The sequence below is a fragment of the Fructilactobacillus fructivorans genome, from assembly GCF_001434095.1.
Lineage (GTDB): Bacteria > Bacillota > Bacilli > Lactobacillales > Lactobacillaceae > Fructilactobacillus > Fructilactobacillus fructivorans.
On record NZ_AZDS01000004.1, the window covers coordinates 1 to 15,110 of the forward strand.

Annotated in this window: 12 protein-coding genes; all 12 read right to left on the minus strand. The window is 39.8% G+C overall.

Annotated features, from left to right (window positions below):
• Window positions 1-165: 165 nt before the first annotated feature.
• The 12 genes from lysS to pth all read right to left on the minus strand — a co-directional run bounded on the left by lysS (window position 166) and on the right by pth (window position 14,935).
• Window positions 166-1,695, minus strand: a complete 1,530-nt coding sequence (lysS, locus tag FC73_RS04565; protein ID WP_010022815.1) for a lysine--tRNA ligase — start codon at window positions 1,693-1,695, stop codon at window positions 166-168.
• A 56-nt stretch (window positions 1,696-1,751) separates the two neighbouring features.
• Window positions 1,752-2,750, minus strand: a complete 999-nt coding sequence (gene dusB, locus FC73_RS04570) for a tRNA dihydrouridine synthase DusB (protein ID WP_010022818.1) — start codon at window positions 2,748-2,750, stop codon at window positions 1,752-1,754.
• 93 nt (window positions 2,751-2,843) lie between these two features.
• Complete coding sequence (hslO, locus tag FC73_RS04575) at window positions 2,844-3,737, minus strand: Hsp33 family molecular chaperone HslO (RefSeq protein WP_010022820.1); 894 nt, start codon at window positions 3,735-3,737, stop codon at window positions 2,844-2,846.
• Between the two features lie 58 nt (window positions 3,738-3,795).
• Window positions 3,796-5,898, minus strand: a complete 2,103-nt coding sequence (gene ftsH, locus FC73_RS04580) for an ATP-dependent zinc metalloprotease FtsH (RefSeq protein WP_010022823.1) — start codon at window positions 5,896-5,898, stop codon at window positions 3,796-3,798.
• 75 nt (window positions 5,899-5,973) lie between these two features.
• On the minus strand, window positions 5,974-6,513 hold the full coding sequence (gene hpt, locus FC73_RS04585; RefSeq protein WP_010022824.1) for a hypoxanthine phosphoribosyltransferase: 540 nt from the start codon (window positions 6,511-6,513) through the stop codon (window positions 5,974-5,976).
• Window positions 6,506-7,891 carry a tRNA lysidine(34) synthetase TilS gene (tilS, locus tag FC73_RS04590; RefSeq protein ID WP_010022825.1) on the minus strand — a complete coding sequence of 462 codons (1,386 nt, stop codon included), beginning with the start codon at window positions 7,889-7,891 and terminating at the stop codon, window positions 6,506-6,508. Before tilS ends, hpt begins: the two co-directional genes overlap by 8 nt.
• A gap of 50 nt (window positions 7,892-7,941) precedes the next feature.
• Window positions 7,942-8,424, minus strand: coding sequence for a S1 domain-containing RNA-binding protein (locus tag FC73_RS04595; RefSeq protein WP_010022826.1), 483 nt, complete (start codon window positions 8,422-8,424; stop codon window positions 7,942-7,944).
• 89 nt (window positions 8,425-8,513) lie between these two features.
• Window positions 8,514-8,894, minus strand: a complete 381-nt coding sequence (locus FC73_RS04600; protein ID WP_010022827.1) for an FtsB family cell division protein — start codon at window positions 8,892-8,894, stop codon at window positions 8,514-8,516.
• 75 nt (window positions 8,895-8,969) lie between these two features.
• Entirely contained in the window at window positions 8,970-9,257 is a 288-nt protein-coding gene (locus FC73_RS04605) for an RNA-binding S4 domain-containing protein (RefSeq protein WP_039144956.1), read from the minus strand.
• The gene (locus FC73_RS04610; RefSeq protein WP_010022829.1) at window positions 9,254-10,825 is read right to left on the minus strand and encodes a putative polysaccharide biosynthesis protein; all 1,572 of its coding nucleotides are present in this window, start codon (window positions 10,823-10,825) and stop codon (window positions 9,254-9,256) included. Before FC73_RS04610 ends, FC73_RS04605 begins: the two co-directional genes overlap by 4 nt.
• Window positions 10,806-14,345 carry a transcription-repair coupling factor gene (gene mfd / locus FC73_RS04615; protein ID WP_010022830.1) on the minus strand — a complete coding sequence of 1,180 codons (3,540 nt, stop codon included), beginning with the start codon at window positions 14,343-14,345 and terminating at the stop codon, window positions 10,806-10,808. Before mfd ends, FC73_RS04610 begins: the two co-directional genes overlap by 20 nt.
• A 32-nt stretch (window positions 14,346-14,377) precedes the next feature.
• Complete coding sequence (gene pth / locus FC73_RS04620) at window positions 14,378-14,935, minus strand: aminoacyl-tRNA hydrolase (protein WP_010022832.1); 558 nt, start codon at window positions 14,933-14,935, stop codon at window positions 14,378-14,380.
• Window positions 14,936-15,110 lie beyond the last annotated feature (175 nt).

The following is a 15,110-nucleotide window of genomic DNA, read 5'->3' on the forward strand; positions in this document are numbered from 1 at the left end:
CACTTTTGGTCAAAAAAGGTCAAACTTTTTTATTCTTAGCTATTTCACAACTAACTTCCTTCATCAAACCCCTCTAAATAGCCATTATTCAATCAAAGGCCATGAAACAAAAAGAGCAATTGCACTTGAAGTGCAATTGCTCTTTTATTCTACTATATATTATAGTTATTTCTTTTTATCCTCATTTTGCGGATTATCAGTATTATCTTCTGGTCTCATCGTTGGGAATAACAAAACATCCCGAATTGATGGTGCATCAGTTAAGAGCATTACCAAACGATCAATCCCAATTCCTAGTCCACCTGTTGGTGGCATTCCATACTCAAGGGCTTCAATAAAGTCTTCATCAATTCCTTGAGCCTCATCATTACCCTCTTCGCGTTCCTTAGCCTGTGCTTCAAAACGTTGACGCTGATCAATTGGGTCATTTAATTCTGAGAAAGCATTAGCGTACTCATTACCCAAAATATATAATTCAAAACGATCAGTAAATCTTGGGTCATCAGCATTTTTCTTTGCCAATGGAGAAATTTCAATCGGATGACCATAAACGAAGGTTGGTTTCTTTAATTTTGGTTGAACAAACTGTTCGAAGAAAGCATTAATGATATGACCAACTTTCCAATATGATTCATAGTGAACCCCATGCTCGTCAGCCAATTTCTTAGCGTCTTCGTCTGACATCTTAGGCCAGAAATCAACACCAGTATACTTCTTAACGGCATCAACCATATGAATTCGATCAAATTCTTGGTTTAAGTCAACTTCTTCACCTTGATAAGTTACCTTACCATCATCACTAACGGCTTTTGCAGCTGCTCTAAAGATTCCCTCGGTCTCATCCATTACATCATGGAAATCAAAATATGCGGCATAAGTCTCAAGTTCAGTAAATTCAGGGTTGTGTTCCTTATCCATTCCTTCATTTCGAAAGACACGACCAATTTCATAAACACGGCCCATGCCACCAACGATCAAACGTTTTAAATGAAGTTCGAGTGCAATTCGTAAGTATAAATCGATATTCAAGGCATTATGGTGAGTAACAAACGGACGAGCTGAAGCTCCACCGGCTGAAGTGTGCAAAACTGGTGTTTCAACTTCAGTAAAGTCCATCTTGTTATCTAAGAAGTTTCTAACCGCTTTAATAATTTTGCTACGCTTTTGAAAACGTTCAAAACTATCTCGATTAGAAATCAAATCAAGGTAACGTTGACGATATTTTTGTTCTTTATTCTGTAACCCATGGTATTTATCAGGAAGTGGACGTAATGCCTTTGATAAAAAGGTGATCGAGGTTGCTCGAATCGTTAATTGGCCCATGTCTGTCTTAATCACTTCACCAGTGAAACCAAGAAAGTCTCCAATGTCGGCTCGCTTAAAAATATGGTATTGATCTTCACCCACAACATCTTTACGAACGTATACCTGGATCTTACCAGAACGATCCAAAATGTCAGCAAAGCCAACCTTACCTTTCCCACGTTTAGCCACCATACGTCCAGCAATGGTTGCTTTAACGTCTTTTTGCTCCAATTCTTCCTTATCATACTGGTTAAATTCTTTATCTAAATCCCTTGCCAAGTACGTTGGCTTAAAGGCATGACCAAAGGGATCAATTCCTTCATCCCTCAGTTCTTGCATTTTCTCTCTACGAACTTTTAATTGGTCGTTCATTTTCTTCTCTTGTGCCAATTCAAATCCCCCAAACTAGTAACTTACATTCATAATAACATAATTAATCATCGATATTATGCATTTTTCCGCGTATTTCGTTTTGCATCTTTTTCAAGAAAATCATCAAAGATCTGATCCATTTCTTCTTCAGACTCCGCATTATTTAATTTAACTTTCGTTCTTGCAGAATGGGAAATTCCCTTTAAATAATACGCAGCTTGTCCCCTAAATTGTCTCGGACCAACGTAATCACCTTTGATCTTAACCAATCCATGCAAATGCTCTTTAGCAGTATTAATCTTTTCTTCCACACTAGGTTCGGGAATTAATTCACCCGTTTCCAAATAACGCTCAGTTTGCTTCAAAATCCATGGATTACCTTCTACAGCTCTCCCCATCATGACCGCATCACAACCAACTTCATCAATCATTTGTTTTGCCTGTTGTGGGGTCGTAACGTCACCATTTCCAATGAATGGAATGGTCAAAGCATCAGCAACTTCTTTTAGGATTTCCCAATTAGCGTGACCTGTGTACATCTGCTTTCTAGTCCGTCCATGCATGGCAACTGCAGAAGCTCCAGCGGCCTCAGCTGCTAACGCATTTTGAACGGCATAAACATGATCTTCATCCCAGCCAGTCCGCATTTTAACGGTCACTGGTTTTTTAACCGCGTCCGTTACGTACGAAACCATCTCATAGACTTTATCCGGATCAAGTAACCACTTGGCCCCCGCGTCGGTTTTTACAACCTTATTTACCGGGCACCCCATGTTGATATCAATGATATCGGCAGCCGTTTTTTGATCAATAAACTTTGCTGCTTCCACCAGGGTCTCCTTAGTTCCACCAAAAATTTGAATACTCATTGGGTGCTCATTAGGATCAACATTTACCATGCTTAACGTTTTTTTGTTATTGTACATAATTCCACGATCAGAAATCATTTCGCAGACCACTAATCCGGCACCGAACTTTTTACAAATAATTCTAAAAGCTGAGTTAGTAACCCCAGCCATTGGAGCTACAACCAATTGATTTGGGATCGTTACATTACCAATTTTCCACTCCATTTTTTCACCTCATCTAAATTGTTTCCAAACATTTTATATAATACCATATTAAAACAAAAAAGAGCGACCCGCTCTCTAGCTCGCTCCGTAGTGTTATTTATCTTTATTATTTAACATTTCCACAAGCTCATCTTCTGAAAAATCATACTTTTTACCACAGAAATTACATACCACTTGAGCTCCGTGATCCTCATCAATTAACTGTTGCAAATCCTTTTCCCCAATTCCAGCAATGTCCTTGGCAAATCGTTCCTTAGAACAATTGCATACAAATTCAACGGGCAGATGATCAACAATATCCAGCTGATCCTTGCCAAACAACTCATCTAAAATATGATCTGGATTGGGATCTTTTTCCAGCATCGATGAAATGCTAGGAGCCGTTTTTAAGGCCTTTTCTAATTTATCAATGGCCTCATCCGAAGCCCCAGGCATCACTTGAATCAAGTATCCGCCAGCACTTTGAACGTTATTTTTTCCATCAATATCAACGGAAACACCCACAGCAGATGGGATTTGTTCCGACTTGGCGAGATAAAAGGTAAAGTCATCACCAATTTTGCCACTTGCAAGAGGAACATCACTGGTATATGGCTCACTGGTTCCTTGGTTTTTAACAACCTCTAGAAATCCATTCTTACCAACACCCTTGGCAACATCAATCTTGCCATCTTGAGTTAAGGGAAGATTAACGTGTGGGTTTTGAATGTAACCCTTAATATGACCCTTGGCATCCGCATCAATCACCATTCCACCAACTGGACCTTGGCCATTTAGTCGAACGGTCATACTTTCCTTTCCCTTCAAAACAGAAGCCGAGAGCATCAAGGTGGCCGCAATGGTTCGTCCTAATGCCGCGGTTGAAGTGCTCCAGGTGTCATGAATTTTTTGAACGTAACTAACGATTCCCGTGGCATTTAACCCGTAAACCCGAAACATTCCGTCCTTTGTCAGTGCTTTAACTAATACATCATTTTTATCACTCATTTTATTCACTCCTTATATTAAAAAAGAACGTGGGTTATAATCCCAACGTTCTTTTTGTTTATTGATCTTGATTATCAGAATTTGGGTGATCTGAATTGTCATGATTTTCATCGTGTTTCTCTTCAGAATGATCAATTTCCTTTTCAAGTTTCTTTTCGTGTTCGTGTTCCTTTGCATCAATTGCTTTCTTAGCTTGTTCGAAAGTCTCATTTTCGCTTGGATACTCGTCACTATTTTCTGAATGTTCAGGCATCTTACCAGTCTTATACAAACTCAAGATTTCCTTTTCATCCAATGTCTCGTACTTGAGAAGTGCATCCGCAATGGCCTTATGCTGTTCACGATGACCCTCAATGATCTTCTTGGCTTCACTGTGAGCCTCATCGATAAAGTATTTCACTTCATCATCAATCTTGGTTGCAGTTTCCTGTGAATATTTAGGTGCAGCATATGGATCTTGATTAGGACTCTCAAGTTCAACGGTTCCGATCTTATCACTCATCCCGTACTGAGTAACCATGGCACGGGCAAGATTGGTAGCCTGTTCAAAGTCATTGGAAGCTCCAGATGATTCTGAATGGAAGACAACTTCTTCAGCCGTTCTACCACCCATTAATCCAGCAAGTTGTTCTTGAGCATTTTTCTTCGAAATTAATTGCTGATCTTCCTTAGGTAGCATGATGGCATATCCACCTGCACGACCTCTTGGAACAATCGTAACTTTATGAACAACTCGGGCATCATTTAGTACTAATCCAACAATGGTATGACCAGCTTCATGGTTAGCCACAATTTGACGTTCGTGTTCATTGATAACCTTATTCCGCTTAGCAGGACCGGCAATAACTCGATCTTCAGCTTCATCCATATCGGCTGCATTAATCTGATTATCACCATTTCTTGCTGCCAGTAATGCGGCTTCATTTAGTAAGTTAGCTAAGTCAGCTCCCACAAATCCAGGGGTTTGTTTAGCAATTTCATGAAGATCAACATCAGGAGCAAGTGGCTTGCCTTTGGCATGAACCTTTAAAATAGCCTCTCGACCACGAACATCTGGTTGACCAACTAAGATTTTACGGTCAAATCGGCCTGGACGAGTCAAAGCTGGATCAAGAACATCAGAACGGTTAGTTGCGGCAATGACAATGACACCTTCATTCCCTGTAAAACCATCCATTTCAACTAATAGTTGATTAAGGGTTTGTTCACGTTCATCGTGACCGCCGCCCATTCCGGATCCACGTTTTCGTCCAACGGCATCAATTTCATCAATAAAGATGATTGCTGGTGCATTTTTCTTGGCTTGGGCAAATAAATCTCTAACCCGACTAGCACCAACACCCACAAACATTTCAACGAAATCTGATCCAGATAATGAATAGAATGGAACATTTGCTTCACCAGCAACCGCTTTAGCTAGCAGGGTCTTACCGGTACCAGGAGGTCCCTCAAGTAAAACACCTTTGGGAATGACGGCACCAAGTTTAGTAAATTTCTTCGGATCCTTCAAGAATTCAACAACTTCAACCAGTTCTTGTTTCTCTTCATCTTCACCAGCAACATCACTAAACTTAACACTACTCTTGACTGGCTTAGCCTGACTCTTGCCGACTTTCATGACACCACCGGCACCACCGCCAGCTCCACCAGCTTGTTTCATCATAATGTAGAACAAATAGATGAAGATTAATAATGGTAGAACTGAGATGGCTAGGTTCAACCAAAAACTATTCGATTGTGTTTCTTTGGTACTCATTGGTACCTTATTCTTGTTAGCCAATTTGGTAATCTGACTAACAGATGAATCGTTCTTTAAAACACTAGTAGTGAATCCATTTACCTTAGTGTAGTTATTGTTACTAGACTTGGTAAGTTTTCCATTACTAAAGTTAAGCGGAATTCCATTATTCTTCTGCTTAACATTTTGGGGTTTCTTGTACTGACCAGTTATTTTATATACACCGCCAGAAGGTTGAACAGAGAAATTTTTGACTTTATTCGTCTGCAAATCATTAGTAAATTGACTTGAACGAATTCCCTGAGTTTGAGTGCTTTGTGATCCGCCACCACCAGTGACCAACATAATGACACCCATGACAACCACAAAGATGATGATATAAAATAGACTACTCTTAAAAAGCCCATTTTTATTATTTTTCATTTGTGCCTCCCAATCTTATTTCTCGAAAAGATAACAAATAGAATGTTATCACTTTTACTTTAAATGAACGACCGTTTAGGCCGAATAAATTGAAGGTTTTAAAATTCCAATGTATGGCAAATTACGATAAAAGCCCTTGTAATCAAGTCCATAACCCACAATAAATTCATTTGGAACATTAAATCCAACGTAATCTGCCTTAGCAGAAACGACCCGTCCCTCGGGTTTATCAAAAATGGTACAAACTTTAATTGAGTTAGCTCCTCGATCTGAAACTAAATCTTCGAGAAATTGAAGGGTTCTTCCCGTATCAATAATATCTTCAACAAAAATAATGTCACGACCACTAACATCACTGTCAAGATCACGGATGAGCTCTACCTTTCCGGTTGAGGCAGTTCCACCCTTATAACTTGAAATGTCTACAAAATCAATATCTAAGTATATGTCCATCTGACGAATAATATCGCTCATAAATAAAACAGCACCAGTAAGTACGCAAACCACTAGTGGCTTTTTGTCCCGATAATCATTACTTAACTGTTTTCCCAATCTTCTTACCGCAGCGGCAATGTCTTCTTGACTATATAGAACCCTCTCAATATCGTCATTCATTTGTTACATCCTTTCGCGTAACTAAAAGTTCATACCCGTTTGTCGCACTTGGCGACGACTTTCGACTTTCTTTGTAACCAATGATTGCTAAAACCTGTCCCTTACTATCTACCAACACCTTGACATGACGCCGTTTTTCACTTGGAACCTTTTGATTAATTAACAATCTTCTTAAACTTTGATGTCCACCATTTTTAAGTTCAATGGTATCAGTCGGTTGACCACTTCTTATAGATAAAGGAAATTGCGCAGTCGCTAAATCAAAGTAACTAACACGATCGAATTTCCCCTTTGGAACATGATTCTTATCAAAGATTCCAAAGTTAAATCCATTATTATCGTAGTTCCACGTGTTTAATTTTACCACAAACGAACTTTTATCACGGTCTTCATCGTAATTGTTAGGAGATTGCTTAAAAAACATGATACTATTATAACTTTTTTCAAAAAAATAAGCATTTGAAATTTGCAATTTTCCTTGAGGTTTTTCAAAATCTTTAACTAAAGTCATGATTTCTGTAATTTGGTTGTCAGAAAGAGTAACTGAAGTTGTCAGTTTCTTTAGTAACGTTCGCAGTAAAATTGGTAGTTGGTCTGTTTTAACTAAATCGGATCGAGCACTAACTCGGTCATTTTTTACCTTGAGATCTTGATGTTGCAAAAACGTTGAGGCCAATTCTTCCGCCCCAGCAATCTCAGACTGTAAGTTTTTAGCAAAATTAGTAAGATGGGATATTACCTGAGGATTTTCTTTCATTAGGTTTGGTAAAATTTGGTTCCGAATTCGGTTTCGCAAAACCTCATCCCCAAAATTAGTCTCATCTTCGTACCAAACTAACCCATGACTACGAGCATAAGCCCGAATATTATTTTTTGAGAAAGATAACATTGGTCGAATAATCTTACCATTATGAAACGGCCGACTTGGTTGAATTCCCTGGCACTCCATTAAATTTCCGCTTCGAATCAGTTTCATGAGGACAGTCTCAGCCTGGTCATTGGCCTGGTGAGCGGTTAAAAGAATTGTGGACCCCTTTTCATCCATTACCTCAGTAAAAAAATGATACCGAAACTGACGTGCTTTGGCTTCGATTCCACTATGAATGTCATTAGGGTCCCAATTTCCAACCATTAACTCAAGGTGATGGCTCCTACAATATTCAGTTATAAACCGCTCTTCAATGGTACTTTGCTCTCTTAAATGATGATTAACGTGGGCAACGATGATTCGAGGCCTTATCAGCTTAGGTAAATGCTCCAACGAGTTCAATAACACCATGGAATCAACCCCCGTTGACACGCCAACCACAACTGGTTGAGCCTCATTCCACCAGTGTTCCTTATTAATTAATGAATTAATTTGACGTTGTAAATTCAAATTAACCTCCAAAACAAAAAAGCCGAGCAAATTGCTCAGTTATTCGTTCATTAACTACGACGGCCACCACGGCCACCGCGTTTACCTTCTGTGTTTTTCTTGATTACGGACATCCGACTTTCGCTTTCTTTCATGAAATCTGAAAGTAAGTCATCAAAGCTTTCATTCTTACCCTTATGGCCATTCCGATTGTCGTGGCCACCACGATGTCCATGATTCCCATTATTTGCGTGTCCATGGTGTGAATGCTCATCATGATTATGTTCACCATGATGTGAATGTGATCCTTCGCCTGGATGATCGGAAGCCTTGCGGATTGATAAGCCTATCTTACCGTCATCCCCAATGCTCAAAACCTTAACGGTCACTTCATCGCCAACAGACAAAATATCATGAATATCCTTCACGTAACCATCAGAAACTTCACTGATATGAACCAATCCAGTCTTGTGATCGCCTAGATCAATAAAAGCTCCAAAATTAGTAATTCCAGAAACTTTTCCAGTGACTTTCTCTCCAACCTTAATTGCCATAAAAAAGCCATTCCTCCTAATAAATGTTGAGTTAATTATAACATAATACTTCAAAGTAAAATAAAAGAAGATTACACAATCGTAACCCTCTATTCATTACCAATATTACTATTCTGTGGGAAACTGTAAACTGTTTCGCCCGGTTTTGTGTAATAATATTTAGCTCGCATCAATTCCTGAAGATAATTCTTGTTATTTAACAGCTTAATCTGTTCATTAAGCCCTTTTTCCTTTTGTTTTTCCACCCGATAATCCTGTTGCTTTTCAGTAATTTGGGCGTTTACTTCGTGGATTTGATTCATTCCATCACCAATTTGCCATCCAAGTGCAATAATAACCACGGCAAAAACCGCTACGATTGCCATGAGACGTTTAGTTCGTTTATTCACTTTAGGACGATTCTTTTGTTGATTTTTCTTATTTTTCCTTGAAGCAGAATTCAAATACTCTACATTATTATTTCTGTTCATCAGAAATGCCTCCACAAGTTTATATGATCATAATAACACAAGCCAACCCAGAATATAATATTAATTTAACAATAATTATTCTAACTCATCGTTTTCTGCTTTATAATCACGATCGTATGTCTCGCTGATTGTTTTATACATGGTATCAGAATCAGCTTTTTTAGTAGTATCTAACAATTGCAAAACTTCTACCGTTAAATTCTTATTCCCAAATTTAATTAAAATCTGATCACCAACAGAAACTTTACTTGAAGATTTTGCTGGTTCTCCATTTACAAAAACCCGTCCCTGATCAGCAATTTTCTTAGCGATCGGACGCCGTTTTATAATTCGTGCAATTTTCAAAAATTTATCAATTCTCATTTAATCTTATCTCCTACAAATCGATTTAGAATCGGAATCATTTCTAATTCGGAAACACTAAGGACTTTCCCCTTTAAGCACATTCCTAGGAACACAATGGCTCCCACTGGGATGACCACCATCAATTTAACGATATCCATTAGTCTACTTCCATTACCCAAATAATAATTGAGTAACCATCCTAGTAATCCAACCACAATCATCATTACTATACTGATGGCCGCTACTTTTATCAGAAAGTCTACCCTAAAGATATGTTCATGAACTTGCTTGGGACTGGTATACCAGTTAACCAAAAGAACTACTGCTAAAGCAATAATGGTTGATAAAGAAGCTCCCATGATTCCAAAGTGAACAACAAATATTCTAGTTAAAGCGAGCTTACATAATAGTCCACCAAAAATCGCTACTGCCGTACTCTTAAAGTTATTGATACTCTGTAAAACCGAATTAAATGCGGTTACCATCGTTGCAAACAGGATACTGAGGCAATAAATGGCAAGGGTCAGATCCAAATCATAACTCCCGAACAAAAGATGGTTCAGTTGGGGCATGATACTAATTAATCCAAAGGTAACTGCCATCGTCACCACCAGTGTAATCCGCATACTGTGTTTTACCAAGGTCTTAAAGGACTTTTCTTTTCCAGTATGGTAATAGTAGGCCATCTGGGGAAGAACCGTGGACGAAATCGCCGTCCCAATTACCAATCCTAACTGAACAATGGGTTGTGCCCGATCATAGATTCCCTTCTGGGTTTGGGCAACGAGATTACTTAATCCGCTGGCGACTAGCCCGTTTTTCACTGTAAACGAATCCACCAGCTGCATTAAAACCATCAAAGCCGCTAGGATGCTTAAGACGCCACCCTCTAGGACAATTTGCTTGGTTAAAGTCACATAGTTAAATTTTAAATCAGCCAAATGAAAATGCCGAAAAAGATGGTGAGATTGACCAAGCAAAATTACGGCCGCAAAAACTGCGGCAACCGGTGCTGATAGCATGGCTAAAGTTCCCATGTGATATAAGTTCCAATGTTGAGCAGCTGCTAGGTAAGCAACCACGATAATCATGGCAACCCGGACTACCTGCTCCACTACCTGAGAAGTAGCCGTCGGAATCATCTGCATCGAGGACTGATAATATCCCCGAATGTCAGCTAACAGTGGCATTAATAAGAACATCCAGCTAACTGCTTGAATCACAGGCTTTAGTTCAACATCTCCCATTAAAGTAGCAATCTCAGAAGAAAACAATTGGAGACTGGCAAAGATCACCACAGAAATGATCGTCAAAATTACCATGATTTGAAAGAACAAAGTCTGCTTTGCTTCTTCCGTGTCACGTTCCACAATCAGCTTCGAAATGAAAGCCGGCAGACCCGTCAACGCAAATGCCACTCCAATGCCATAGATCGGATAAACCTGCTGATAAATGTAGAAACCAACGTTTCCAACAAAGTTTTCCAGTGGGATGCGGTAAACCGCACTCAGCACCTTTGAAATAATGGCAGCGATGGAAAGAATCAAGGTCCCGCTAATAATTTTCTTATTTGTCTTTTGATTCATGCTCTTCTTGTTCCAATCTGATTTTACTTAAGCCACTAACAAACTTATACAACTGGCTTAACCAATCTTTGTCTTTCATAGTTGGTTGAACCACTAATTTAATCTGATAGCGTCCGTCCACAACCTTAACGGCTGATCGAAAGTCAGTATCAGCAATGGCCTTTAGGATATCCTTACTAGTGAACTTTTGGGTTCCCGTTTTACTAACGGTTACCATCAAATTGCTTTGATCCTTTCGAATCTTTTCAATTAAATCATAATCAGCCAACATTTTGATTCGGTCGATTTCAAGTAAGTTAGCAACTTCAACCGGATACTCACCAAAACGATCAATTAAGTCACTTTGAAGTTCCGTGAACTGATCTTCGCTGTCCATCTGGCGAATCCGCTTATACAATTCAATCTTCTGTTGTTGATCTTCAATGTAGGTTGACGGCAGATAGGCTTCAATTCCAAGTTCAACCTTCGAATCCGATTTTTCAACCACCCGATGCTGTCCTTTTTTCTTAGAAACCGCATCAGATAACATCTTAGTGTACATATCATAACCAACCGAATTGATGAAACCATGCTGCTGTTTGCCAAGCACATTTCCTGCTCCTCGAATGGAAAGGTCCCGCATGGCCACCTTAAATCCAGAACCCAACTCGGTGAAATCCTTAATGGCTTCCAAACGATTCTCCGAAACCTCAGTCAAAACCTTGTTAGGCTGATACATAAAGTAGGCTTGCCCAACTCGATTACTGCGACCAATCCGACCTCGAATCTGATAAAGTTGGGAGAGTCCCATGCGATCAGCGTCTTCAACGAACAAAGTGTTAGCGTTTGGAATATCAACACCCGTTTCGATAATGGTGGTCGTAACCAATACATCATAATCACCGTTTACGAAATCATACAGAATTCCTTCCATCTCATTTTCAGACATCTGACCATTAATGGAAGCAATTCTTGCATCCGGTAGTAACGTCTGCAGTTTATCAACCGTTTGATCAATGTCTTTGACCCGGTTATGCAGATAAAAGACTTGACCGCCCCGTTGCATTTCACGCCTGATTCCGTCCACGATGGAACCTTCATTTTGTTCCATCACGTAAGTTTGAATTGGATAACGATTAGCCGGCGGCGTCTCAATGACCGAAAGATCACGGACTCCCATCATCGACATGTTCAACGTTCGCGGAATCGGGGTTGCCGTCAACGTTAATACATCAACGTTCGACCTCAATTCCTTAATCTTTTCTTTGTGCTTAACCCCAAAGCGTTGCTCTTCATCCACAATGAGAAGTCCTAGATCATTGAACTTCACGTCTTTTGAAAGCAAACGATGGGTTCCAACCACGATGTCAATCTTGCCATCCTTTAAATCTTGAATGGTCTGGCGAGTTTGCTTGGGGGTATCAAATCGAGACAACACCCCAACTTTAACCGGGAACCCGTCAAAACGTTCAATCATCGTCTCATAATGTTGTTGAGCTAAGACCGTTGTTGGTACTAGAAAAGCGACCTGCTTTCCAGCTTCAACCGCCTTAAAGGCAGCTCTTAGGGCAACTTCGGTCTTTCCATAGCCAACGTCTCCGACTAATAAACGATCCATCGGATGTGGACTTTCCATGTCTTTTTTAATTTCATCCGTGCTCCGAATTTGATCTGGGGTCTCAGTGTAAGGAAAGGCCTGTTCAAATTCAGTCTGGTATTGATCATCAACCGGAAAAGCATAACCGGATTCAGCCTCACGTTTGGCATACAAATCCACCAAATCATCGGCGATATCCTCTACTTTTGAAGCAACCGAACGCTTGGTTTTTGCCCATTCGGTACCACCAAGTTTATTAATTTTAGGGTGCTTATCTTCTGATGAAACGTATTTTTGAACCAGATTTAATTGGTCAACTGGCACGTAAATTTTGGCACCCTTTTGGTAAGTTAAGGTCATATAGTCCTGATGCCGACCATCAACTTCCATGGTTTTCATACCATCATAACGACCAATTCCGTGGTTCACGTGCACAACGTAGTCCCCGGGTTTCAAGTCGGTATAACTCTTGATTCGCTCTGCGTTTGAAAAGGTCTGTCGTCTTACTCGTTTCTTCTTTTTTTGTTCGTTAACCCGTTTAAACATGTCTGATTCTGACACAACTGCCAGGTTAGCAGCCGGAAGGTCGAATCCATCCTTGAGGTTAGCGGACACAATCTGGGTTTTCCCCTTAATAATATTATCAGTGGTCGATTCAATGGCATCGACTCCAAAATCGTTTAAAGTGGAAGAAACTTTTTCAACCCGTTTTTCATCACCAACCGCAATTACCACGGTCCGTTTTTCGGTTTGATAACGCTGCATTTCAGCTTTAAACATCGGCATTTGCCCAAAGAAACGCTGCATGGGATGAACTTTAATGTCGATGATGTCGGAAAGCTTCATCCTTCCTAATCCCTTTTGAAACAAAGAAAATAAGAGTGTGGCATGGTGATCATTTCTAGTAATCGTCCTAAAGTCTAATGACAATTTCTGATCGGAAAATAACTCATGATTGTCCGCAATCGACTCACGCCAGTTTTTTTCATCGTTTTCAAGTTGCTTATTAGCATCCCGAACCCGACTGTAGTCATCGTAGACGACCATTCCATTTTCAGGCAGGTAGTCCAAAATTGACGTTTCTTTTTCGAAAATAAACTGACTATACTCGCTCCACTTTTGATCAATCGATTTTCCCTTTAGTCCATCAATTACCTGCTGAATGTTATCAACCAGGATATCACTGCCATTATCCTTAATGGCCTGATCTAATCGTTTTTGAAGTTCCTTAATCCCATGCTTTCGGTCCGCTTCACTTGGCAAGAAATCGGAAGCTGGCAACACGTTAATCTCATTGATATTTTTAACACTCCGTTGTGTTGCAGCATCAAAATATCGCATTGAATCAACTTCAGTGTCGAAGAAGTCAATTCGAACGGGATAATCCGAGTTTAATGGATAAATATCTAAAATGGATCCCCGATTAGCGAATTCACCAGGAGCGGCTACCATGTTTTTTCTTTCGTAACCCATCTGGACTAACTCTTGCTGGATCTTTTCAAGATCCAAATCGTCACCCACCTGAGCATGTAATTGGGCTTGATTAAAACTAACTGGCTCAGGTAAATAACGTTTTAATCCCGCTGTTGAAACAATTACTACGACCGGTTTCCCAGATTCAAGCGCATTTAATGCCCGAATTCGCTGAGCTCGATATTGGGGTGAACTCGTCGCAATCTCCGCTGCCACTAACTCTTCAGCAGGAAACTCAAAGACTTGGTCTGAATCCATGACATCATTAAACGACTCGGTCATTTGATCCGCATGATTCATCGTATCGGTAACGTAAATCGTTGGTTTTTGCTTATCATTAATTAATTGCTTTAAGAGTAGAGTCCGAGCGGAACCACTAGTTCCAGTAATTAGCTGCTTGGTATCTGGATCAAGCTTGGAACTAATCTTCTCATATTGTGGCATTTCCTTAAGTGTTTCATCTAGCTTCAAAAACTCATCCCCTCTCTATTTATTAATACGGATTAATTAAACTGATTTTCTAATTTACTAAAGTTGGTTCCAGAAACCCACTCGTTCAGTGCTTTCACCGCATGATCCTTGGCTTCACCAAACGGAGCACGCTGTTCTAAACTAAATTTACCTAATACATAATTAACAACACTCTCGCGTTTAGGATGGCTGGTTCCCACTTTAATTCGGTTAAACTGGTCGGTTCCCAGGTGAGCAATCATACTCTTAATTCCGTTATGTCCACCAGCAGACCCATGATTTCGTAAACGAATGCGACCAACTGGGAGATCCATGTCATCGTACACAATCACTAAGTCGTCTAAATCCAACTTGTAAAACTGCATCAAGGGATGAACGGCCCTTCCAGAGTCATTCATCATGGTGGTTGGTTTAACGACCATGACTTTTTCGCCATTTACAATTCCGGTTCCGTACATGGCATCTAACTTTTGCTTGTTAATCTCAATGCCGTTTTGATCCGCAAACTGATCAACTACCATAAATCCGGTGTTATGTCTGGTTCCATCGAACTCAGAACCGACATTGCCTAATCCCACAATCATTTTCATCATTAATGTCTCCCATTTACTTCTAATTAACGCAAAATGGCCGAAATGAATATTCACTCGGCTTAATCATGTTTATTGTATCATAATAAATTAACGATTTGATTTGATACGCCACCACTTAACATAAGGTTCTGTATAATTAAATTCGTTCATGATATAATTAGTTTGTGAACAA

What these genes read in the sequence shown, in the direction of transcription:
- dusB (WP_010022818.1), bottom strand. Translation starts at nt 2,750, where the DNA reads ATGGAGTGGAAAATTGGTAATGTAACGATCCCAAATCAATTGGTTGTA.
- hslO (WP_010022820.1), bottom strand. Translation starts at nt 3,737, where the DNA reads ATGAGTGATAAAAATGATGTATTAGTTAAAGCACTGACAAAGGACGGA.
- ftsH (WP_010022823.1), bottom strand. Translation starts at nt 5,898, where the DNA reads ATGAAAAATAATAAAAATGGGCTTTTTAAGAGTAGTCTATTTTATATC.
- hpt (WP_010022824.1), bottom strand. Translation starts at nt 6,513, where the DNA reads ATGAATGACGATATTGAGAGGGTTCTATATAGTCAAGAAGACATTGCC.
- FC73_RS04595 (WP_010022826.1), bottom strand. Translation starts at nt 8,424, where the DNA reads ATGGCAATTAAGGTTGGAGAGAAAGTCACTGGAAAAGTTTCTGGAATT.
- FC73_RS04600 (WP_010022827.1), bottom strand. Translation starts at nt 8,894, where the DNA reads ATGAACAGAAATAATAATGTAGAGTATTTGAATTCTGCTTCAAGGAAA.
- FC73_RS04605 (WP_039144956.1), bottom strand. Translation starts at nt 9,257, where the DNA reads ATGAGAATTGATAAATTTTTGAAAATTGCACGAATTATAAAACGGCGT.
- FC73_RS04610 (WP_010022829.1), bottom strand. Translation starts at nt 10,825, where the DNA reads ATGAATCAAAAGACAAATAAGAAAATTATTAGCGGGACCTTGATTCTT.
- pth (WP_010022832.1), bottom strand. Translation starts at nt 14,935, where the DNA reads ATGAAAATGATTGTGGGATTAGGCAATGTCGGTTCTGAGTTCGATGGA.